A 20,370-nucleotide genomic window follows, 5' to 3' on the forward strand; every position below is an offset into this window, starting at 1 on the left:
CTCTGACCGCTGTCTAAGGTGTTCCCCGTGCTCTGGCTCCTGAGTTTCTGCTGTGCCCTAGTCGGTCTGGCGATCGGCTCCTTCCTCAATGTCGTCATCTGGCGGGTGCCGCGCGGGGAGTCGGTCGTCAGCCCGCCGAGCCACTGCCCCCAGTGCGACCACGCGATCCGCCAGCGGGACAACGTCCCGGTCCTGTCGTGGGTGCTGCTGCGCGGTCGTTGCCGGGACTGCGGGCACCGCATCAGCGTCCGGTACCCGGCGGTGGAGCTCGCGACCGCGATCCTGTTCGGCGTGGTGGCCTGGCGCTTCGGCGCAGACTGGCAGCTGCCCGCCTACCTCTACCTCGCTGCGATCAGCGTCGCACTCACCCTGATCGACATCGACGTCAAGCGTCTGCCGGACCGCATCGTGCTGCCGTCGTACGGCGTTGCCGCAGGACTCCTGCTGCTGCCTGCGATCCTCGACGACAGCTGGGGCAGCCTGCTCCGGGCGATCGTTAGCGGCGCGGTCCTGTTCGCCGGCTACTTCCTGCTCGCCTTCATCAACCCGCGCGGGATGGGCTTCGGTGACGTCAAACTCGCTGGTGTGCTTGGCATCTACCTCGGCTGGCTCGGCTGGGGAGTGCTGCTGATCGGAGCCTTCGGTGGCTTCCTGCTGGGAGGTGTGTTCGGCCTCGCGCTGATGCTCGCCGGCAGGGCTGGTCGCAAGACCGCTATCCCGTTCGGGCCGTTCATGTTGGCCGCGGCGATGGTGGCTGTCCTGGTGGGCGAGCAGATTGTGGACGCCTATCGGGGAATGTTCCAAATCTAGGGCTCAAGTTCGGACCACCCCAGCCCGATTCTCCCTGTGACACGGCCCCGCGTAGAGGGCCGCCAGGCGGCTGCGCCGCATGGAAGGGGTACCGAGGTGGCTGGACGATCCGCGATTGGTCTCGACATCGGGACGTCGGGGGTGCGCGCTGCTGAGCTCTCGTTCGGCAAGCAAGGCGTGACGCTCGAGAAGTTCGGGCAGGTCGCGCTGCCCGAGGGTGCAGTGCGTGACGGCGAGGTGGTCGACGTAGTCGCCGTCTCCCACGCCCTCAAGCAGCTGTGGGCCCACACCGGCTTCTCCCACAAGGAAGTTGTGCTCGGCGTCGCCAACCAGCGCGTGATCGTGCGCCAGGTGGAGCTGCCGGCCCTTCCCGAGAAGGAGCTCAAGGCATCTCTCGCCTTCCAGGTGCAGGACTTCCTGCCCATGCCGGTGGAGCAGGCGGTGCTCGACTTCCACCCCGTCGAGGAGTACGGCGACGCCGGCCAGCCGCGGATGATGCGCGGACTGCTGGTCGCGGCCGTCCGCGAGATGGTGCTGTCGAACGTCAACGCCGTCCAGCGCGCGGGGCTTCGGGTCACCTCGGTGGACCTGACGTCGTTCGCGGTGCTGCGCTCGCTCGGCTCCTTCGGTGCCGCTGACTCCGACGCGGTCGCCCTGGTGGACGTCGGCTCCCGGGTCACCAACATCGTCGTGCACCGGGCCGGCGTTCCGCTGTTCGTGCGCATCCTGCTGATGGGTGGCCAGGACGTGACCGACGCGGTCGCCGACACGCTGGGCATGACCCGCCAGCAGGCCGAGGCGCTCAAGCAGGCCCCTGGTCTGAGCGGAATCGACCACGAGCAGCAGCTGAACGCCGGTCGCGCGCTGGAGGCCACGGCCGCCAGCTTCGTCGACGAGGTGCGCAGCTCGCTGGACTACTACGCATCGTCCGCACCGGCTGGCGGGACCCTCAAGCGGGTCGTGCTCAGCGGGGGTGGCTCACGCCTGCACGGCCTGGCGCAGCGACTCGAGGCCGCCACCCGGCTGCCGGTGTCGGTGGGCAACCCGCTCAGCAGCGTGTCCATCGGGCGGACCGGCCTGTCCGATGAGCAGATCGAATTCGTCCAGCCCCTGGTCGCCGTGCCGGTGGGTCTCGCGTTGGGAGCTGACCGATGAGCCAGACCGAGCAGACCCACGCCGTGGGTCTCGACGTCGTGTCCACCACCGGCCTTCGGCTGGCGCGGGTCAACCTGTTGCCGCCGGAGATCGAGCAGGGCCGCAAGCTCAAGCGGACGCAGGCCCTGCTGGGCGTTGGTCTGGCCGCCGTCGTCGTCGTCATGGCCGGGGTCTACCTCACCCAGGTCAGTGACCGGCAGAAGGCCGAGAACGAGCTTGCCTCAGCCAAGGCGGAGACGGTGCGACTGCAGGCCGAGCAGACCAAGTACGCCGACGTCCCGCACACCATCGAGGCGATCGACGCGGCCGAGACCGCCCGGTCCACCGCGATGGCGCAGGACGTCGAGTGGTACCGCACGTTGAACAACCTCTCGCTGACGCTGCCCGCGCACGTGTGGATGACCAGCCTGAACGTCTCGGTGGCCGCACCGACCACCGCGGCGGCCGGTGCGACGGTCACCCCCACCACGACCGGCATCGGCTCCGTCAGCATCCAGGGCGTCGCGATGGACCACCCGGACGTCGCGACCTGGCTCGACGTGCTGGGCCGCCAGCCCGGCATGAGCGACGCCTACTTCTCGACCTCGGCCAAGGGCCTGATCGGCGAGACCTCGGTCGTCAACTACAGCTCGACCGCGACGCTCACCCAGGACGCGCTTTCCCACCGCTACGACCGGAAGCAGGGCTGACCGATGTCCAAGACACGCGCATGGAGCGCGGGCGCCGCCGTGGTCGGGGTGCTGCTGATCGTCGCCGCCTGGTTCCTGCTGATCTCCCCGCAGCGCTCCGAGGCCGCCTCGCTGCGTGACCAGGTGACCCAGCAGGAGAACACCAACGCCACGGTCCGTCTGCGGACCCAGCAGCTCAAGGCGCAGTTCGCCTCGCTGCCGGCACGTCAGGCGCAGCTGGCCGAGATCAAGCGGCAGATGCCGGACAACCCCGCGCTGCCCTCGCTGGTCCGCGACCTGGCCAAGTACGCCAAGGCCGCCGACATCACGCTCGTCAGCGTGGCACCGGCGGTTCCGGCGCCCTTCGTCGCGGCCGGCACCACCGCCACCACGGGCCAGGTGTCCTCGACGCAGCAGATCCAGACCACGATCGTGGCTCAGGGTACCTACGCCGAGCTGACCCTCTACCTGCAGAAGCTTCAGGCGCAGATGCGTCGCGCCATCCTGGTGGAGAACATCCAGCTGGCCGAGGACAAGACCACCAACGCCCCGCCCGGGTCTCTGCAGATGACGCTGGCCGGCAAGGTGTTCATCCTCGACACCAGCGTGCCCCAGGCTTCCACTGCGGGACAGGCGACTGCCCCGGCCAACCCTGCCGCCTCCGGCACCGCGAACTAGGCGAGGTCCAGATGAACCTGCGTAAGAGTGCACCGACCGACGACTCGGTCACGCCGCTCGAGGTGACCAGCCGCAAGCCGCTGCTGATCGCCGGTGGCGTGGCCGCGGGACTGGCCCTCGTCGGAGCCATGTCCTATTTCTTCCTGTTCTCCGGGGACGACACCACCACCACCAGCGCCGGCGCACCGCCGCCGGCGGCGGCGGCGCGGGTGGCCGTGCCGACCACGACGCCCACCGCGGCGCCGGCGATCAAGAAGTACTCCGCCAAGACGGCCCGCGACCCCTTCAAGGCGCTGGTGGTCCTGGCCACGGCGACCGCGGGATCGGCCACGGACTCGGCGACGGGTACGACGACCGGTTCGACCACGGGTACGACGACCGGTTCGACGACTGGTTCGACGACCGGTTCGACCACCGGTTCGACGACGGGTTCGACGACGGGTTCGACGACGGGTTCGACGACGGGTTCGACGACCGGTTCGACCACGGGTTCGACCACCGGTTCGGACAGCCCCGGGCCGACGTCCCAGAAGCCGGTGAAGGTCACGTTGGTGTCGGTCAAGGCCGACGACACCGCGGCGGACTTCATGGTGGACTCGAAGTCCTACAAGGCAGTCAAGCCGCTCGACGTGTTCGGCACGTACTTCGGGCTGTTCAACCTGCGCAGCGGCAAGTGCGGCACGATCCTGTACGGCGACGTCACCTTCGAGCTCTGCGAGGGCCAGTCCGTCACCGTGCGCTGAGCACCGCACCGGCCAGGAAGGCCCGCACCCTGTCTCAGGGTGCGGGCCTTCGCCGTCCCAGCCGGAAGGCACCTGACAGACTTCCTCCATGCTGCGTTGGTTGACTGCGGGTGAGTCGCACGGTCCCGCGCTCGTTGCCGTGATGGAGGGGCTACCGGCCGGGGTCGCGGTGACCTCGGACGACCTGGCCGAAGCCCTCGCCCGGCGCCGGCTGGGCTTCGGCCGTGGCGCCCGGATGAAGTTCGAGCGGGACGACGTCGAGGTGCTGGGCGGGTTCCGGCACGGCCTGAGCATCGGCTCGCCGGTGGCGATCCGGATCGGCAACACGGAGTGGCCCAAGTGGCGGACCGTGATGAGCCCGGACCCGGTTGACGAGGCCGAGCTCGCGGCGGCCGACGACGTCGGCGCGCCGCAGGAGCAGGCGCGCAACCGGGCGCTGACCCGGCCCCGCCCCGGGCACGCCGATCTGGTCGGTATGCAGAAGTACGGCTTCGAGGACGCTCGGCCGGTGCTCGAGCGAGCCAGCGCCCGGGAGACGGCGGCCCGGGTTGCGCTGGGCGCGGTGGCCGCGGCGTTGCTGGAGCAGGCCTACGGCATCCGGCTGGTCTCGCACACCGTGTCCATCGGCACGGCCGTGGTGGACGACGACGCCGCGCTGCCGACGCCGGACGACGTGCAGCGGCTGGACGACGACCCGGTCCGCACGCTGGACCCGAGCGGGTCGGCGGCGATGGTGGCCGAGGTCGAGGCGGCCCGCAAGGACGGCGACACCCTCGGGGGGGTCGTCGAGGTGCTCGCCTACGGCATGCCGCCGGGGCTGGGTTCGCACGTGCACTGGGACCGCCGGCTGGACTCGCGGCTGGCCGGGGCCCTGATGGGCATCCAGGCCATCAAGGGGGTCGAGGTGGGCGACGGCTTCCGGACCGCCGGCCGTCGCGGTTCGGTGGCGCACGACGAGATGGAGCACGACGAGGCGGGCGTGGTCCGCCGGCGTACCGGCCGGGCCGGCGGCACCGAGGGCGGCATGTCCACCGGTCAGGTGCTGCGGGTCCGGGCCGCGATGAAGCCGATCTCTACGGTGCCGCGCTCGCTGGACACCGTGGACCTCGCGACCGGCGAGGCGGCGAAGGCGATCCACCAGCGGTCCGACGTCTGCGCGGTGCCGGCCGCAGGTGTCGTGGCCGAGGCGATGGTGGCCCTGGTGCTGGCCGAGGCGTGCCTGGAGAAGTTCGGCGGGGACTCGCTGGCCGAGACCGCCCGCAACCACGCCGCCTACCTGGCGGCCGTCCCGACGGCGCTGCGCACGTGGTGAGCGGCCCGAACCGTCCGCGGCTGGTCGTGGTCGGGCCGCCGGGAGCCGGCAAGTCCACGGTGGGGCTGCTGGTGGCCGAGCAGCTGCAGGAGCCGTTCGTGGACGTCGACGACGTGGTCGAGCTGCGGGCCGGCCGCACGATCTCGGACATCTTCGTGGACGACGGCGAGGCCGCCTTCCGCGAGCTGGAGCGCGAGGTCTGCGCCGAGGTGCTGGCGGCCGGCGACGGCGTCGTCTCGCTGGGCGGTGGGTCGGTCCTCGACCCGCGCACCGAGCAGGACCTGCAGGGTTTGGTGGTGGTCTTCCTGGACGTGGCCATCTCGGACGCCGCCAAGCGGATCGGGTTCGCGCAGAGCCGGCCGCTGCTGTCGGTGAACCCACGAGCGCAGTGGACCCAGCTGATGACGGCCCGGCGTCCGGTCTACCAGCGGGTGGCGACGTTCGTCGTCGACACCGCGGGTCGCGGCGCCGACGAGGTCGCTGCGGACGTGGTGGCCGGCCTGCGCGCGGCGGAGGCGTCGTGAGCGCGCCGACCAGGATCACCGTCGCCGGCGACCAGCCCTACGACGCGGTGGTCGGCACGCACCTGCTCGACGAGCTGCCCGCGCTGCTCGGGCAGGGCACCCAGCGGGTGCTGGTGGTGCACCCCAAGGCGTTGCGCCGCACCGGCGAGGGCGTCCGGGACGCGTTGGCGCAGGCGGGCTTCGAGGCGTTCGTCGCCGAGGTGCCGGACGCCGAGGAGGCCAAGACCGCCCAGGTCGCCGCATTCCTGTGGGGGGTGCTCGGGCAGGCCGGGTTCACTCGCACGGACGCCGTGGTCGGGCTGGGCGGGGGAGCGACCACCGACCTGGCCGGCTTCGTGGCCGCGACCTGGCTGCGCGGCGTGCGGGTGGTCCAGGTGCCGACGACGCTGGCCGCGATGGTCGACGCGGCGGTCGGTGGCAAGACCGGGATCAACACCGCGGAGGGCAAGAACCTGGTCGGCGCCTTCCACCCGCCGGCCGGCGTGCTCTGCGACCTGACCACGCTGGAGACGCTGCCGCGCAACGACTTCGTGGCGGGCCTCGCCGAGGTGGTCAAGTGCGGTCTGATCGCCGACCCCCGGATCCTGGAGCTGGTCGAGGCCGACCCGGCTGCGGCGACGTCCTGGGACGCGGCCATCACCCGTGAGCTCGTCGAGCGCAGCATCCAGGTCAAGGCGCACGTCGTCGGACAGGACCTGCGCGAGTCCGGGCTGCGCGAGATCCTCAACTACGGGCACACGTTCGGCCACGCGGTGGAGCACGTCGAGCGGTTCGGCTGGCGACACGGCGCGGCGGTCAGCGTGGGGCTGGTCTTCGCCGCCGAGCTGGGTCGGCTGGCCGGGCGGCTGGACGACGACACCGCGGACCGGCACCGCGCGGTGCTCGAGTCGCTTGGTCTGCCGACGACGTACCGCCAGGACCGTTGGGAGCAGCTGCTGGTGGCGATGCGCCGGGACAAGAAGACCCGCGGCGACCTGCTGCGCTTCGTGGTGCTGGACGGCCTGGCCCGGCCGAGCCGGCTGGAGGGTCCGGACCCGGCGCTGCTGCATGCGGCGTACACGGAGCTGGCTGCGGACCAGGCCGGGTAGCATGGTCGCCGGTCCGGACGGGCCTCGACCTCGGCAGGCGCCGAGCAGACTCCCAAGCAGAGAGCGACGGCTGTGGCATCGACGAACGACCTCAAGAACGGCATGGTGCTCAACCTGGAGGGCCAGCTCTGGTCCGTGGTGGAGTTCCAGCACGTCAAGCCCGGCAAAGGCCCGGCGTTCGTGCGCACCAAGCTGAAGGCCGTCCTGTCCGGCAAGGTCGTCGACAAGACGTTCAACGCCGGCACCAAGGTCGAGACCGCCAACGTCGACAAGCGTGACATGGAGTACCTGTACAAGGACGGCGACGACTTCGTCTTCATGGACGGCGACACCTACGACCAGATCCACGTCAACGCGGCAACGGTCGGCGGCGCCTCCGACTTCATGCTGGAGAACCAGTCCGCAGTGGTCGCGCTGCACGACGGCACCCCGCTGTACGTCGAGCTGCCGACCTCGGTCGTGCTGGAGATCACCTACACCGAGCCGGGTCTGCAGGGCGACCGCTCGACCGGCGGCACCAAGCCGGCCACGCTCGAGACGGGTGCGCAGATCGCCGTCCCGCTGTTCCTGGAGGCCGGCACGAGGGTCAAGGTCGACACCCGCTCGGGTGACTACCTCGGCCGGGTGAACTGAGCCCAGGTGGCAGCGCGTACCAAGGCCCGCAAGCGCGCGGTCGACGTCCTGTTCGAGGCGGACCAGCGACGACGTGACCCGGTGACCCTGCTCGCCGAGCGGATCCAGCTGGCTGACCCGCCGGTCAACGAGTACACGGTGACTCTCGTCGAGGGCGTCGTGGCCCAGCGCGAACGGCTGGACGAGCTGATCTCCACCCACGCGCAGGGCTGGGCGATCGAGCGGATGCCCGCGGTCGACCGGGCCCTGCTGCGGCTGGGAATCTGGGAGATCCTGTTCAACGACGACGTGCCCGACGCGGTGGCGGTGTCCGAGGCGGTCAACCTGGCGACGTCGCTGTCCACGGACGACTCACCGTCCTTCGTCAACGGGCTGCTCAGCCGCATCCTTGAGCTCAAGCCCACCATCGCGCTCTGAGGCCTGGCGGGAGCGGTCTGGGGACGTCGCGCGTTCGCCGAAACCCGGATGAGGTACGGTCGCGGTCGTATCCTCGGGCGTGGAGGTCCGCCATGGCGACGCACTCGCACTCGCACGACGTGCCCGCAGCGGGGACCGAGCCCCCCGCGGACGAGTCCGGCCAGCACCCGCCCGGCTGGACCAGGCGCCAGGTGCTCGCCGCCGGAGCCGCCGCCGTGGCGGTGCCGGCCCCCATGCTGGTGCCGCAGACCGCCGCGGCGGCGACGAGCCTGCTGCTGGGCACCAACGGGTACAGCCTGGCGATGCACGTGCACGGCAGCTGGTCCGAAGGTGGCGGCAGCTGGGAGGCACAGTTCGACCAGGCGGCCAGCACCGGCATCGACGTCCTGTACATGTCCGACCACGACACGCACGCGACCGCGCGCGGCTACCTGACGTCGTTGATCGGGATCAAGTGGGTACGCAGCACGAGCGGTTCACTCTCACAACAGGCGTCGACGGCAACGGCCGGATCGCTGCGACTGCTTGCGGAGAGCCGGAACAGCTCGCCCGCATCGGTGACCATGGCGGTGCAGCCCAAACCGATGGCGTTCAACCAGCTCCGGACGTCGATCTCCGGGCACACCCTCGTGCACACGGTGACCTCCGCGCAGTTGACCGGCGGGGCCCGGTACGAGATCCGGGTCGACCTGAGCTATCACCCGGCGGCGAGCGGTCGACCGGCCGGGCAGTACCGGCTGGTCTACCGGTTCGGTGGCACGACGAGCGGCCGCTTCACCGAGGACGGCGGGTTGACCGGGGTGGTCACAGCGCCGGCTCCTGCGGCCGGCTCGGTGCAGCGACTGGTGCCGCAGGCTGACGTCGCCGCGCTGTGGCCGAGCATGCTCGCCCTGGACAACGGCTTCCTCGGCCTATCGTTCACGGTGCGCAGCCCGCGGTCGGGGGACGTCGCGGACGTCCGGGTCGCTTCGGTGGAGCTGCTGCGGACGCGGAGCACGCCGGCCGCGGTATCGGCCGACCAGGCGCAGCTCGTCAGCGAGTACCAGTCCACGTTCCCTGCGCTGGCGGTCCGCCAGATCACCGAGATCAGCGGCGCGGCGCCGCACATGAACCCCTTCGGTGTGCCGCAGTACTTCCCGGACTACGCCGCGCTGTCCAGCAACCCGCGGATCTGGCATACCCAGGCCACCGACCAGGTGCACGCCCAGGGCGGCCTGATGTCGTACAACCACCCTTTCGGTACCAACGCGGGGCCCCTGCGCAGCGCGGCTGCTCGGACGACCAAACGGCGCCAGGTCTTCGCCGACCTTCAGTCCGTGAACCTGCACCACGCGGACCTGATCGAGGTGGGCTATCTGCTGCGGGGCAACGTGGACGCCGCCACCCACCTCGACCTGTGGGACACGTTCTCCCGCAACGGGAACTTCCTCACCGGCAACGGCACCATGGATGACCACAGCGGGCAGAGGTGGCGGCAGCAGAAGAACGGCTTCGTCACCGGTGCCTGGGCGGCGAGCCGTTCTGAGGCCGACCTGATCGCCGCGATGGCGGCGGGACGGATGTACGTCAACCACCTGGGCAAGTACTTCGGCGGTCAGCTCGACCTGCTGGTCGACGGCGTCGTGCCGATGGGCGCGGTGTCGGTGTCCAGCAAGACGTCCCGCCAGCTGACCATCCAGGCCACCGCGCTGCCGGCCAACGCGCGGGTGCTGCTGCTGACCGGGCCGGTGGACTACGCCGGGGCGCAGGATCCGGGCACCGTGGTGACCCGCACGCTGGCCGCGAGTGCGTTCTCCGGCGGGACGACGAGCGTGTCGGTCTCCACGACCGCGTCCACCTTCGTCCGCACCCAGGTGCTCGCGGCCGACGGCACGATCATCGGCGCGAGCAACCCCGTCTGGCTGCTGCGCGAGCAGCCACCTGGTGGGATCCCGGCGGCCCGCCGGGTCAGCGCCTGACCCGCGTTCAGAGCCGGTCGGTGCCGCCCTCGACGGCGCGGCGGGCGTCCGGGTCCAGCACGCCCCAGCTGATCAGCTCCTCCGCCAGCATGGCCGGCGGCATGTCGTAGATGACCGCTAGGGTGCGCAGGTCGTCCTGACGGATCGAGAGCACCTTGCCGTTGTAGTCGCCGCGCTGGGACTGGATGGTCGAGGCGTAGCGGGCCAGCGGCCCGGCACGCTCAGCCGGCACGTTCCCGAGCCGCTCGAGGTCGATCACGAGTCGCGGCGGTGCCTCGACCACTGAGGAGCTGCCGGCGTCCGGCAGCAGGGCGGAGACCGGGACGCCGTAGAAGTCGGCGAGCTCGGCCAGTCGCTGCACGGTTACGGCGCGGTCACCGCGCTCGTAGGAGCCGACCACGACGGCCTTCCACTTGCCCTCGGACCGCTCCTCGACCCCGTGCAGGGAAAGGCCCTGCTGGGTACGGATCGCGCGCAGGCGCGAGCCCAGGGATCGGGCGTAGTCCGTCGACATCGGCTCTCCTTGCTCTGACCCGGCTGATCCTCGGCGCCGCTGACGCCGGATCGTCAGCTGCCTCCATATGGTCACGGAGCGTAACCGATTGCGTCAAGTCTGACACGGACAATCGAGTGATTCATACCCCGAAGGGCCCAACGCCGGAACGGCCCCCAGGGTGCGATACCGTGACGTCGCCATCCTTTAACGACCCGTCCTGTGAGGCGGGGAAGGAGACTGCAATGACCCATGCCGAGGAATCGGCCGTGCTCGAGGCAACGGTCCTCGAGGCACCGGAGATCCGCCGGGTGCTGACCCGGATCGCCCACGAGGTGCTCGAGCAGAACAAGGGCGCCGACGGTCTGGTGCTACTAGGGATCCCCACCCGCGGCGTCGCGCTCGCCCACCGCCTGGCCCGGCGCATCGCGGAGGTCGAGGGCAGCGAGGTGCCGGTCGGCGCGCTCGACGTCACGATGTACCGCGACGACCTGCGCCACCACCCGGTCCGCGCACTGGAACGCACCGAGCTCCCGCCGGACGGCGTGGACGGCCGCACCGTCGTCCTGGTGGACGACGTGCTGTTCTCCGGGCGCACCGTGCGGGCCGCCCTGGACGCGCTGGCCAACCTCGGTCGGCCCCGCGCCGTCCGCCTCGCGGTGCTCGTCGACCGCGGCCACCGCGAGCTGCCGATCCGCGCCGACCACGTCGGCAAGAACCTGCCGACCTCACTCGCCGAGCGGGTCAGCGTGCTGCTCGAGGAGCACGACGGCTGCGACGAGGTGCGGATCAGCCGACCGGTCGGAGGGACCCGATGATGCGTCACCTGCTGTCCGCCGCCGACCTGGACCGCGACCAGGCCGTCCAGGTGCTCGACACCGCCGAGGAGATGGCGCAGACCCAGCACCGCGAGATCAAGAAGCTGCCCACGCTGCGCGGGCGCACGGTGATCAACCTGTTCTTCGAGGACTCCACCCGCACCCGCGTCTCGTTCGAGGCGGCGGCCAAGCGGCTGTCCGCCGACGTGATCAACTTCTCCGCCAAGGGCTCGAGCGTGTCCAAGGGCGAGAGCCTGAAGGACACCGCACTGACCCTGCAGGCGATGGGTGCCGACGCCGTGGTCATCCGGCACGGCGCCAGCGGCGCACCGCACCGGCTCGCGACGTCGGGCTGGATCGACTCGTCCGTGGTCAACGCCGGGGACGGCACCCACGAGCACCCCACCCAGGCACTGCTGGACGCCTTCACGATGCGTCATCATCTGGTCGGCGGCCGCGAACCGGGTGCTGCGACCGGTCAGGACCTCAAGGGCAAGCGGGTGACCATCGTCGGCGACGTGCTGCACAGCCGGGTGGCTCGCAGCAACGTGCTGCTGCTGCACGCACTCGGCGCCGAGGTCACCTTGGTGGCCCCGCCGACCCTGCTCCCGCAGCGGGTGGACACCTGGCCCTGCGCGACGTCCTACGACCTGGACGCCTCGCTCGGCGAGGCGGACGCGGTGATGATGCTGCGCGTCCAGCAGGAGCGGATGAACGCGGCCTACTTCCCGAGCGCCCGCGAGTACTCGCGCCGTTACGGCCTGGACGCCAGGCGGCTCAGACTGCTGCAGGACCACACGATCGTCATGCACCCCGGCCCAATGAACCGCGGCCTGGAGATCTCGGCCGACGCCGCCGACGGCCACCGCTCGACCATCGTCGAGCAGGTCGGCAACGGGGTCTCGGTCCGGATGGCGGTGCTCTACCTGCTGCTCGCCGGTGGCGAGCGCGAGGAGGTCTCCCGATGAGCTCGTACCTGCTGCGCGGCGTCCGGCCGCTCGGAGGCGACCCGACCGACCTGCTGCTGCGCGACGGTGCTATCGCCGAGATCGGCCCCGGCCTGGTGGCGGACGACGCCACCGTGGTCGACGGCGACGGGATGGTCGCGCTGCCCGGCCTGGTCGACCTGCACACCCACCTGCGCGAGCCCGGCCGCGAGGACGCCGAAACCGTGCTGTCCGGCACCCGGGCCGCCGCGGCCGGCGGTTTCACTGCGGTGCACGCGATGGCCAACACGTCCCCGGTGGCCGACACGGCAGGGGTCGTCGAGCAGGTCTGGCGACTGGGCCGCGAGGCCGGCTGGGTGGACGTCCGCCCGGTAGGCGCGGTCACCGTCGGGCTGGCCGGCGAGCGGCTCGCCGAGCTCGGCGCGATGGCCGACTCGGCGGCCCAGGTCCGCGTCTTCAGCGACGACGGGCACTGCGTCGACGACGCCGTGCTGATGCGCCGTGCGCTGGAGTACGTGAAGGCCTTCGACGGGGTGGTCGCCCAGCACGCGCAGGAGCCCCGGCTCACCGCGGGCGCGCAGATGCACGAGGGCGTCGTCAGCGGCGTCCTCGGCCTGGCCGGGTGGCCGGCGGTCGCAGAGGAGGCGATCATCGCCCGCGACGTCCTGCTGGCCGAGCACGTCGGCTCGCGGCTGCACGTGTGCCACGTCTCCACGGCCGGCTCCGTCGAGATCCTGCGGTGGGCGAAGTCCCGCGGCGTCGACGTCACAGCAGAGGTCACGCCGCACCACCTGGTGCTCACCGACGAGCTGGTCCGCACCTACGACCCGCGGTTCAAGGTCAACCCGCCGCTGCGCTCGTCGTCCGACGTCCAGGCGCTGCGCGAGGCGCTCGCCGACGGCACCATCGACGCCGTCGCCACCGACCATGCGCCGCACGCCAGCGAGGACAAGGACTGCGAGTGGCTGGCCGCGGCCATGGGCATGACCGGCCTGGAGACCGCGCTGTCCGTGGTGGTCGAGACCATGGTCGAGACCGGGCTCCTGGACTGGGGCGGCGTGGCGGACCGCATGTCGGTGCGGCCGTCCCGGATCGGCCGGGTCAGCGAGCACGGGCGTCCGCTCGAGGTCGGTCAGCCGGCCAACCTCACGCTGGTCGACCCGGCTGCCCGCTGGACCGTCGACCCCGCCCGGCAGCAGACCGCCAGCCGGAACACGCCCTTCGCCGGGCGTCAGATGCACGGCCGGGTGGTCGCGACCTTCCTGCGCGGCCGGGCCACGGTGCTGGACGGGCAGCCGATCCAGCTGCAGGAGCTCGTGTGAGCCGCGGTCCGGCTGTCGCGGTGGTCCTGGTTCTGGTGCTGCTCGCCTGGGCCGGGATGTGGTGGGGCTGGCGCGGCCGCACCCGCCGACAGCAGGGGCTGGCCGCGCCCCAGGTGCTTCCCGCTGCGCTCGCCGACCGGGCCGCCGCCGAAGGCATCGAGGCGACCTACGTGTCCACCACCGCCGCACGCGACTGGCTGGACCGCATCACGGTGCACGGGCTCGGCGTCCGCAGCGAGGCGCGGGTGCTCGCGACCGACGACGGCGTCGCCGTGCTGCGCGTCGGGGCGCCGGACCTGCTGGTCCCGGCCGCAGACCTGCGCGACGTCCGCCGTGAGAGTGTCCGCGCTGGCAAGGCGGTGACCGGTCAGGGCCTGCTCGTCTGGGACTGGGACCTCGGCGACGCCCTGGTCAGCACCGCCGTGGCCCCTCGGTACGACGCCGACCGGGACGCCCTGCAGGCCCGGATCCAGGCGCTGATCGAGCACGACTCCCCGTTCCACGAGCAGCAGGAGGCGAAGTGAGCGAGGCCCTGCTCGTCCTGGAGGACGGCCGTACCTTCCGCGGCGAGCCCTACGGCGCCGTCGGCCGGTGCGTCGGCGAGGCGGTGTTCTCGACCGGCATGACCGGCTACCAGGAGACGCTGACCGATCCCAGCTACCACCGCCAGGTCGTGGTGCAGACCGCACCGCACATCGGCAACACGGGGGTCAACGACGAGGACGGCGAGTCCAGCCGGATCTGGGTCTCCGGCTACGTCGTCCGCGACCCCTCGCCGCGGCCGTCGAGCTGGCGCTCGCGGCGCAGCCTCGGCGACGAGCTGGCCGCCCAAGGCGTGGTCGCCATCGCTGGTGTCGACACCCGGGCGCTGACCCGGCACCTGCGCGAGCGCGGCGCGATGCGGGCCGGGGTGTTCTCCGGCCCGGACGCCGCACTGCCGGTGCCGCAGCTGCTGGACGTCGTCCGGTCGGCTCCGCAGATGGCTGGCTCGGCCCTCGCCGAAGAGGTCTCTACCGAGCGGCCGTACCTGGTGGAGGCGTTGGGGGACAGGCGGTTCACCGTCGCTGCGATCGACCTCGGGATCAAGTCGATGACCCCGCAGCGGATGGCCGAGCGGGGCATGGCGGTGCACGTGCTGCCAGCCAGCTCGACGCTGGACGACGTGCTGGCGGTCAGCCCGGACGGTGTCTTCTTCAGCAACGGCCCCGGCGACCCGGCCACCGCGGACGACCAGGTCGCGCTGCTGCACGAGGTGCTGGACCGGCGGATCCCGTTCTTCGGAATCTGCTTCGGCAACCAACTGCTCGGCCGGGCCCTTGGCTTCGGCACGTACAAGCTCGGCTACGGCCACCGGGGGATCAACCAGCCCGTGATGGACCGCACCACCGGCAAGGTCGAGGTCACCGCGCACAACCACGGGTTCGCGGTCCAGGCGCCGCTGGACGGCGAGGTGTCGACACCGTTCGGCCGGGCCCGGGTCAGCCACGTCTGCCTGAACGACGACGTCGTCGAGGGCCTGGAGTGCCTGGACGTCCCGGCCTTCTCGGTGCAGTACCACCCGGAGGCCGCGGCCGGGCCGCACGATGCCGGCTATCTGTTCGACCGGTTCGCCGACCTGATGACCGACGCCCGCGACGGGAAGGACGCCTGATGCCGCGCCGCACAGACCTCAAGTCGGTGCTGGTCATCGGGTCCGGCCCGATCGTGATCGGCCAGGCCTGCGAGTTCGACTACTCCGGTACCCAGGCGTGCCGGGTGCTGCGCGAGGAGGGCCTGCGCGTCGTCCTGGTGAACTCCAACCCGGCCACGATCATGACCGATCCCGAGTTCGCCGACGCGACCTACGTCGAGCCGATCACCCCCGAGGTGGTCGAGGCGATCATCGCCAAGGAGCGTCCGGACGCGGTGCTCGCCACCCTGGGCGGGCAGACCGCGCTGAACACCGCGATCGCGTTGCACGAGAACGGGGTCCTGGAGAAGTACAACTGCCCGCTGATCGGGGCGAACGTCGAGGCGATCCAGCTCGGCGAGGACCGCGAGGCGTTCAAGGGCGTCGTCGAGCGCTGCGGTGCCGAGTCCGCCCGCAGCGCGGTGGCGCACTCGATCGACGAGTGCTTGACCATCGCCGAGGACCTCGGCTACCCGGTGGTGGTCCGGCCGTCCTTCACGATGGGCGGCCTGGGCTCGGGCTTCGCCTACGACCAGAGCGACCTGCGGCGCATCGCCGGTGCCGGACTGCACGCGTCGCCGACCACCGAGGTGCTGCTCGAGGAGTCCATCCTCGGGTGGAAGGAGTACGAGCTCGAGCTGATGCGGGACACCGCGGACAACGTCGTGGTGGTCTGCTCGATCGAGAACCTCGACCCGATGGGCGTGCACACCGGCGACTCGATCACGGTGGCGCCGGCCATGACGCTTACCGACCGTGAGTACCAGCGGTTGCGGGACATCGGCATCGCGGTGATCCGCGAGGTCGGCGTGGACACCGGCGGGTGCAACATCCAGTTCGCCGTCGACCCGGTCGACGGCCGGGTCATCGTGATCGAGATGAACCCGCGGGTGTCGCGCTCGTCGGCGCTGGCCAGCAAGGCCACCGGCTTTCCGATCGCCAAGATCGCGGCCAAGCTCGCCGTCGGCTACACCCTCGACGAGGTGCCCAACGACATCACCCACGAGACCCCGGCGTCCTTCGAGCCGGCGCTGGACTACGTGGTGGTCAAGGTGCCGCGGTTCGCGTTCGAGAAGTTCCCGGCCGCCGACCCGACGCTGACCACGACGATGAAGTCGGTCGGCGAGGCGATGGCGATCGGCCGCAACTTCACCGAGGCCCTGCAGAAGGCGCTGCGCTCGGCCGAGCGTAAGGGGTCGACGTTCCACTGGGACGGCGAGCCCGGCGACGCCGACGCGTTGCTGGAGACCTCAAAGGTGCCGACGGACGGTCGCATCCTGACCGTCCAGCAGGCGATGCGGGCCGGCGCGAGCGTGCAGCAGCTGCACGATGCGACCGGGATCGACCCGTGGTTCCTGGACCAGATCGCGCTGATCGAGGAGCTCGCCGCCGACCTGCGCGCGTCGGCCGAGCTGACCCCGGCACTGTTGCGCAAGGCCAAGCGGCACGGCTTCAGCGATGCCCAGCTCGGCGCGCTGCGCTCGATGCCCGAGGCCGTCGTCCGCGGAGTCCGGCACGCCCTCGGCGTTCGGCCGGTCTACAAGACGGTGGACACGTGCGCGGCCGAGTTCGCCGCCCAGACGCCGTACCACTACTCCAGCTATGACGAGGAGAGCGAGGTCGCGCCGCGCGAGCGGCCGGCGGTACTGATCCTCGGCTCCGGTCCGAACCGGATCGGCCAGGGCGTCGAGTTCGACTACTCGTGCGTGCACGCCAGCTTCGCGCTGCGTGAGGCCGGGTACGAGACCGTGATGGTCAACTGCAACCCCGAGACGGTCTCCACCGACTACGACACCTCGGACCGGCTGTACTTCGAGCCGCTCACCCTGGAGGACGTGCTCGAGGTGGTGCACGCCGAGACGCAGGCCGGACCGGTTGCGGGAGTAGTGGTCCAGCTCGGCGGGCAGACGCCCCTCGGTCTGGCTCAGGCGCTGTCCGAGGCCGGGGTGCCGATCGTGGGCACCAGCCCGGCGGCGATCCACCTGGCCGAGGACCGTGGCGCCTTCGGCCGGGTCCTGGACGAGGCCGGACTGCCCGCGCCCCGGCACGGCATCGCCTACTCCGCCGCCGAGGCGATCGAGGTGGCGCGCGAGATCGGCTACCCGGTGCTGGTGCGGCCGTCGTACGTGCTGGGCGGGCGCGGGATGGAGATCGTGTACGACGACGAGACCTTGTCCGGCTACGTGCAGCGCGCCACCGACGCCTCGCCCGAGCACCCGGTGCTGGTGGACCGCTTCCTGGACGACGCGATCGAGATCGACGTGGACGCGCTGTTCGACGGCGAGGAGATGTACCTCGGCGCCGTGATGGAGCACATCGAGGAGGCCGGCATCCACTCCGGCGACTCGGCCTGCGTGCTACCGCCGGTCACCTTGGGGCACAGCGAGATCGACCGGGTGCGGGCCAGCACCGAGGCGATCGCCCGTGGGGTCGGAGTCCGGGGCCTGCTGAACGTCCAGTTCGCGCTGGCCTCCGACGTGCTCTACGTCCTCGAGGCGAATCCGCGGGCCAGCCGGACGGTGCCCTTCGTGAGCAAGGCGACGGCGGTCCCGCTGGCCAAGGCCGCAGCCCGGGTGATGCTCGGGGCGAGCATCCAGGACCTGCGTGACGAGGGGATGCTGCCCCGGGAGGGCGACGGCACCCATATGCCCGCGCACGCACCGGTCTCGGTGAAGGAGGCGGTCCTGCCCTTCAAGCGGTTCCTCACCCGTGAGGGTCTGGTGGTGGACTCGGTGCTCGGGCCCGAGATGCGGTCTACCGGCGAGGTGATGGGCATCGACGAGGACTTCGGCACCGCGTTCGCCAAGAGTCAGTCCGCGGCGTACGGCGGGCTGCCGGACCGGGGGACGGTGTTCGTCTCGGTGGCCAACCGGGACAAGCGCGCGATGATCTTCCCGGTCAAGCGGTTGGTGGACCTCGGATTCACCGTGCTGGCCACCGAGGGGACCGCAGAGGTGCTGCGCCGCAACGGGGTCGAGAGCACCGTGGTCCGCAAGTACAGCCAGGGCGAGGGACCGGACGGCGAGCCCACGGTCGTGCAGCGCATCCTGGCCGGCGAGGTGGACATGGTGGTCAACACTCCGTCCGGGCGGGACGCCCGCGCGGACGGCTACGAGATCCGGGCGGCCACCACCAGCATGGACCGCCCGATCATCACCACGGTGCAGCAGCTCGCGGCCGCGGTGCAGGGCATCGAGTCCGCTCGTACCCGGCCGATCAGCGTGCGGTCGTTGCAGGAGCATGCCGCGGCTCTGGCGGCGTCCCGGTGACCGTTCCCACGCCACGTCGGCCGGGCGGGCCGGTACAGGTCGCCGGAAAGATCATCGCGGTCCGCCGGGTCGGCGCCTACCAGCACCTGACGATCCTGGCCCCCGGCGTCGCCGAGACGGCTCGGCCCGGCCAGTTCGTCGCGCTGGCCGTCGGCGGCGAGCGCACCGGGATGCTGCTGCGCCGGTCGTTCTCGATCCACAAGGTCTCGCCTACCGGTGTCTACGGCGGGACGGTGGACGTGGTGGTCGCGGACGCCGGGCGCGGCACGCACTGGCTGACCACTCGCGACGTCGGGGAGCCGGTCGACGTGGTCGGCCCGCTGGGTCGGGCGTTCCCGCTGCCGAAGACGCCGCAGTCGTGCGTGCTGGTCGGCGGCGGCTACGGCACCGCGCCATTGTTCTGGCTGGCAGACGTGCTGCGCGAGCGCGGCTGCCGGGTGGACATCGTGCTCGGCGCGGCCAGCCAGGACCGGCTCTTCGGCGTCCTGGAGGCCCGCCGGTCGGCGACCACCTCGACCGTCACCACGGACGACGGTTCGGCCGGCACGAAGGGCCGGGTGACCGACGTCCTCGGCGAGGTGATCGACCGCGCGGACGCCGCGGTGGTCTACGCCTGCGGCCCGATGGCGATGCTCCGCGCGGTCACCGACGTTGCGGCGCTGCACGGCGCCGTGGCGCAGGTCGCGGTCGAGGAGTCGATGGCCTGCGGGGTGGGCATCTGCATGACCTGCGTGATGCCGGTCGAGGGCTCGGACGGCGTGACCCGGATGCTGCGCTCCTGCGTCGAGGGCCCGGTGTTCCGCGGGGACACCGTGCGCTGGGAGACCTGGCAGGACGGCATCGGGCGGGTGCCGGACGACTGCGTCGGCGCCGCGGCGATGAGGAGCCACTGATGAGCCTGGACGTCGCGACGCTGGACATGACCACCCGGATCGGCGCGCTGACCCTGCCGAACCCGCTGATGACCGCGTCCGGCTGCGCAGCCGCCGGTCGTGAGCTGCACCAGTTCTTCGACGTCGCCGAGCTGGGTGCGGTTGTCACCAAGTCGGTGATGTCGGCGCCGCGCTCGGGACGCGACACCCCACGGATGGCCGAGACCGACAGCGGGATGCTCAACTCGATCGGCCTGCAGGGCCCCGGGATCGACGCGTTCGTGGAGAAGGACCTGGCCTGGCTGCGCGAGGTGGGTGCGCGCGCGGTGGTGTCCATCGCCGGCAGCAGCGTGCAGGAGTTCCGTGACCTGGCCGCCCGGCTGGCGCAGGAGCCCGGGGTGGCCGCGATCGAGGTGAACATCTCCTGCCCGAACGTGGCCAACCGCGGCCTGGTGTTCGCCTGCGAGCCCACGTCGGCGGCGTCCGTCGTGTCGGCGGTGCGCGCGGTGACGCCGCCGAGCATCCCGGTGCTGGCCAAGCTCTCACCGGACGTCACCGACATCGTGGAGATCGCGGCGTCCTGCGTGTCCGCCGGCGCCGACGCGCTGACCATGATCAACACGCTGCTCGGGGTCGTCATCGACACCGACCGGATGCGACCCCGCCTGGCCGGGCTGACCGGCGGGCTGAGCGGGCCGGCGGTGCGGCCGGTCGCGGTGCGGTGCATCTGGCAGGTGAGCGCGGCCATGCGCTCCGGTCGGCTGCCGACCGTGCCGATCGTCGGGGTCGGGGGTGTGCGCACGGGTCTGGACGCCCTCGAGCTGGTGCTGGCCGGCGCCTGCGCGGTGCAGGTCGGCACGGTGGCGTTCCACGACCCGAGCGCACCGCTGCGGGTGCGCGACGAACTCGCAGCAGCCTTGCAGGAGCGAGGGTTCAGCCGTTTCAGCGATGCCGTCGGCCACGCCCACCGGGTGCTGGCAGAAGGGAAGTGAGC

The 20,370-nt window shown here is 71.4% G+C and carries 20 protein-coding genes; 19 read left to right on the forward strand and 1 reads right to left on the reverse strand.

What is annotated here, in order from left to right:
• The first annotated feature begins 27 nt into the window (after positions 1 to 27).
• The 11 genes from ACPPVT_RS10095 (at position 28) to ACPPVT_RS10145 (ending at position 9,986) form a co-directional block, all read left to right on the forward strand.
• Positions 28 to 810, forward strand: coding sequence for a prepilin peptidase (locus ACPPVT_RS10095; RefSeq protein WP_426566854.1), 783 nt, complete (start codon positions 28 to 30; stop codon positions 808 to 810).
• Positions 811 to 906: 96 nt separating this feature from the next.
• Positions 907 to 1,965 (forward strand): type IV pilus assembly protein PilM, encoded by a 1,059-nt coding sequence (pilM, locus tag ACPPVT_RS10100; protein ID WP_426566855.1) that lies wholly within the window; start codon positions 907 to 909, stop codon positions 1,963 to 1,965.
• Positions 1,962 to 2,654 carry a PilN domain-containing protein gene (locus tag ACPPVT_RS10105; protein ID WP_426566856.1) on the forward strand — a complete coding sequence of 231 codons (693 nt, stop codon included), beginning with the start codon at positions 1,962 to 1,964 and terminating at the stop codon, positions 2,652 to 2,654. Before pilM ends, ACPPVT_RS10105 begins: the two co-directional genes overlap by 4 nt.
• A 3-nt stretch (positions 2,655 to 2,657) precedes the next feature.
• On the forward strand, positions 2,658 to 3,311 hold the full coding sequence (pilO, locus tag ACPPVT_RS10110) for a type 4a pilus biogenesis protein PilO (protein WP_426566857.1): 654 nt from the start codon (positions 2,658 to 2,660) through the stop codon (positions 3,309 to 3,311).
• Positions 3,312 to 3,322: 11 nt separating this feature from the next.
• Positions 3,323 to 4,054: a hypothetical protein gene (locus ACPPVT_RS10115; protein ID WP_426566858.1), complete on the forward strand. Its 732-nt coding sequence runs from the start codon at positions 3,323 to 3,325 to the stop codon at positions 4,052 to 4,054.
• Positions 4,055 to 4,142: 88 nt separating this feature from the next.
• Positions 4,143 to 5,366 carry a chorismate synthase gene (gene aroC, locus ACPPVT_RS10120; protein WP_426566859.1) on the forward strand — a complete coding sequence of 408 codons (1,224 nt, stop codon included), beginning with the start codon at positions 4,143 to 4,145 and terminating at the stop codon, positions 5,364 to 5,366.
• Positions 5,363 to 5,890, forward strand: coding sequence for a shikimate kinase (locus ACPPVT_RS10125; protein WP_426566860.1), 528 nt, complete (start codon positions 5,363 to 5,365; stop codon positions 5,888 to 5,890). The genes aroC and ACPPVT_RS10125 overlap by 4 nt, the downstream gene beginning before the upstream one ends.
• Positions 5,887 to 6,978 carry a 3-dehydroquinate synthase gene (gene aroB, locus ACPPVT_RS10130; RefSeq protein WP_426566861.1) on the forward strand — a complete coding sequence of 364 codons (1,092 nt, stop codon included), beginning with the start codon at positions 5,887 to 5,889 and terminating at the stop codon, positions 6,976 to 6,978. Before ACPPVT_RS10125 ends, aroB begins: the two co-directional genes overlap by 4 nt.
• A gap of 72 nt (positions 6,979 to 7,050) precedes the next feature.
• Positions 7,051 to 7,611: an elongation factor P gene (gene efp / locus ACPPVT_RS10135; RefSeq protein ID WP_426566862.1), complete on the forward strand. Its 561-nt coding sequence runs from the start codon at positions 7,051 to 7,053 to the stop codon at positions 7,609 to 7,611.
• 6 nt (positions 7,612 to 7,617) lie between these two features.
• A complete protein-coding gene (nusB, locus tag ACPPVT_RS10140) occupies positions 7,618 to 8,028 on the forward strand; it encodes a transcription antitermination factor NusB (protein WP_426566863.1) in 411 nt (136 codons plus the stop codon).
• Positions 8,029 to 8,120: 92 nt separating this feature from the next.
• Positions 8,121 to 9,986 (forward strand): CehA/McbA family metallohydrolase, encoded by a 1,866-nt coding sequence (locus tag ACPPVT_RS10145; protein ID WP_426566864.1) that lies wholly within the window; start codon positions 8,121 to 8,123, stop codon positions 9,984 to 9,986.
• 7 nt (positions 9,987 to 9,993) lie between these two features.
• Here the strand turns inward: ACPPVT_RS10145 and ACPPVT_RS10150 are convergent, their stop codons facing one another.
• Positions 9,994 to 10,500, reverse strand: a complete 507-nt coding sequence (locus tag ACPPVT_RS10150; protein WP_426566865.1) for a transcriptional regulator — start codon at positions 10,498 to 10,500, stop codon at positions 9,994 to 9,996.
• A gap of 224 nt (positions 10,501 to 10,724) precedes the next feature.
• On the opposite strand from ACPPVT_RS10150, the gene pyrR reads away from it, so the two are divergent.
• Genes pyrR through ACPPVT_RS10190 form a run of 8 tightly spaced genes read left to right on the forward strand, consistent with a single transcriptional unit; the run spans position 10,725 to position 20,368 of the window.
• Positions 10,725 to 11,297 carry a bifunctional pyr operon transcriptional regulator/uracil phosphoribosyltransferase PyrR gene (gene pyrR, locus ACPPVT_RS10155; protein ID WP_426566866.1) on the forward strand — a complete coding sequence of 191 codons (573 nt, stop codon included), beginning with the start codon at positions 10,725 to 10,727 and terminating at the stop codon, positions 11,295 to 11,297.
• Positions 11,294 to 12,265, forward strand: coding sequence for an aspartate carbamoyltransferase catalytic subunit (locus ACPPVT_RS10160; protein WP_426566867.1), 972 nt, complete (start codon positions 11,294 to 11,296; stop codon positions 12,263 to 12,265). Before pyrR ends, ACPPVT_RS10160 begins: the two co-directional genes overlap by 4 nt.
• Positions 12,262 to 13,566, forward strand: a complete 1,305-nt coding sequence (locus ACPPVT_RS10165) for a dihydroorotase (RefSeq protein ID WP_426566868.1) — start codon at positions 12,262 to 12,264, stop codon at positions 13,564 to 13,566. The genes ACPPVT_RS10160 and ACPPVT_RS10165 overlap by 4 nt, the downstream gene beginning before the upstream one ends.
• Positions 13,563 to 14,090, forward strand: a complete 528-nt coding sequence (locus ACPPVT_RS10170; protein WP_426566869.1) for a hypothetical protein — start codon at positions 13,563 to 13,565, stop codon at positions 14,088 to 14,090. Before ACPPVT_RS10165 ends, ACPPVT_RS10170 begins: the two co-directional genes overlap by 4 nt.
• Positions 14,087 to 15,217: a glutamine-hydrolyzing carbamoyl-phosphate synthase small subunit gene (gene carA / locus ACPPVT_RS10175; protein ID WP_426566870.1), complete on the forward strand. Its 1,131-nt coding sequence runs from the start codon at positions 14,087 to 14,089 to the stop codon at positions 15,215 to 15,217. Before ACPPVT_RS10170 ends, carA begins: the two co-directional genes overlap by 4 nt.
• Positions 15,217 to 18,504, forward strand: coding sequence for a carbamoyl-phosphate synthase large subunit (gene carB / locus ACPPVT_RS10180; RefSeq protein WP_426566871.1), 3,288 nt, complete (start codon positions 15,217 to 15,219; stop codon positions 18,502 to 18,504). Before carA ends, carB begins: the two co-directional genes overlap by 1 nt.
• Complete coding sequence (locus tag ACPPVT_RS10185) at positions 18,501 to 19,397, forward strand: dihydroorotate dehydrogenase electron transfer subunit (protein WP_426566872.1); 897 nt, start codon at positions 18,501 to 18,503, stop codon at positions 19,395 to 19,397. The genes carB and ACPPVT_RS10185 overlap by 4 nt, the downstream gene beginning before the upstream one ends.
• Positions 19,397 to 20,368 carry a dihydroorotate dehydrogenase gene (locus tag ACPPVT_RS10190; RefSeq protein WP_426566873.1) on the forward strand — a complete coding sequence of 324 codons (972 nt, stop codon included), beginning with the start codon at positions 19,397 to 19,399 and terminating at the stop codon, positions 20,366 to 20,368. The genes ACPPVT_RS10185 and ACPPVT_RS10190 overlap by 1 nt, the downstream gene beginning before the upstream one ends.
• Positions 20,369 to 20,370 lie beyond the last annotated feature (2 nt).

It is taken from the genome of Angustibacter sp. McL0619 (genome assembly GCF_049994355.1).
GTDB lineage: Bacteria > Actinomycetota > Actinomycetes > Actinomycetales > Angustibacteraceae > Angustibacter.

Excerpts from the sequence above, each read along its gene's own strand:
- pyrR (WP_426566866.1), top strand. The coding sequence starts at position 10,725 with ATGACCCATGCCGAGGAATCGGCCGTGCTCGAGGCAACGGTCCTCGAG.
- ACPPVT_RS10115 (WP_426566858.1), top strand. The coding sequence starts at position 3,323 with ATGAACCTGCGTAAGAGTGCACCGACCGACGACTCGGTCACGCCGCTC.
- ACPPVT_RS10190 (WP_426566873.1), top strand. The coding sequence starts at position 19,397 with ATGAGCCTGGACGTCGCGACGCTGGACATGACCACCCGGATCGGCGCG.
- ACPPVT_RS10150 (WP_426566865.1), bottom strand. The coding sequence starts at position 10,500 with ATGTCGACGGACTACGCCCGATCCCTGGGCTCGCGCCTGCGCGCGATC.
- carB (WP_426566871.1), top strand. The coding sequence starts at position 15,217 with ATGCCGCGCCGCACAGACCTCAAGTCGGTGCTGGTCATCGGGTCCGGC.
- ACPPVT_RS10165 (WP_426566868.1), top strand. The coding sequence starts at position 12,262 with ATGAGCTCGTACCTGCTGCGCGGCGTCCGGCCGCTCGGAGGCGACCCG.
- ACPPVT_RS10160 (WP_426566867.1), top strand. The coding sequence starts at position 11,294 with ATGATGCGTCACCTGCTGTCCGCCGCCGACCTGGACCGCGACCAGGCC.
- pilO (WP_426566857.1), top strand. The coding sequence starts at position 2,658 with ATGTCCAAGACACGCGCATGGAGCGCGGGCGCCGCCGTGGTCGGGGTG.
- ACPPVT_RS10105 (WP_426566856.1), top strand. The coding sequence starts at position 1,962 with ATGAGCCAGACCGAGCAGACCCACGCCGTGGGTCTCGACGTCGTGTCC.
- ACPPVT_RS10145 (WP_426566864.1), top strand. The coding sequence starts at position 8,121 with ATGGCGACGCACTCGCACTCGCACGACGTGCCCGCAGCGGGGACCGAG.
- aroC (WP_426566859.1), top strand. The coding sequence starts at position 4,143 with ATGCTGCGTTGGTTGACTGCGGGTGAGTCGCACGGTCCCGCGCTCGTT.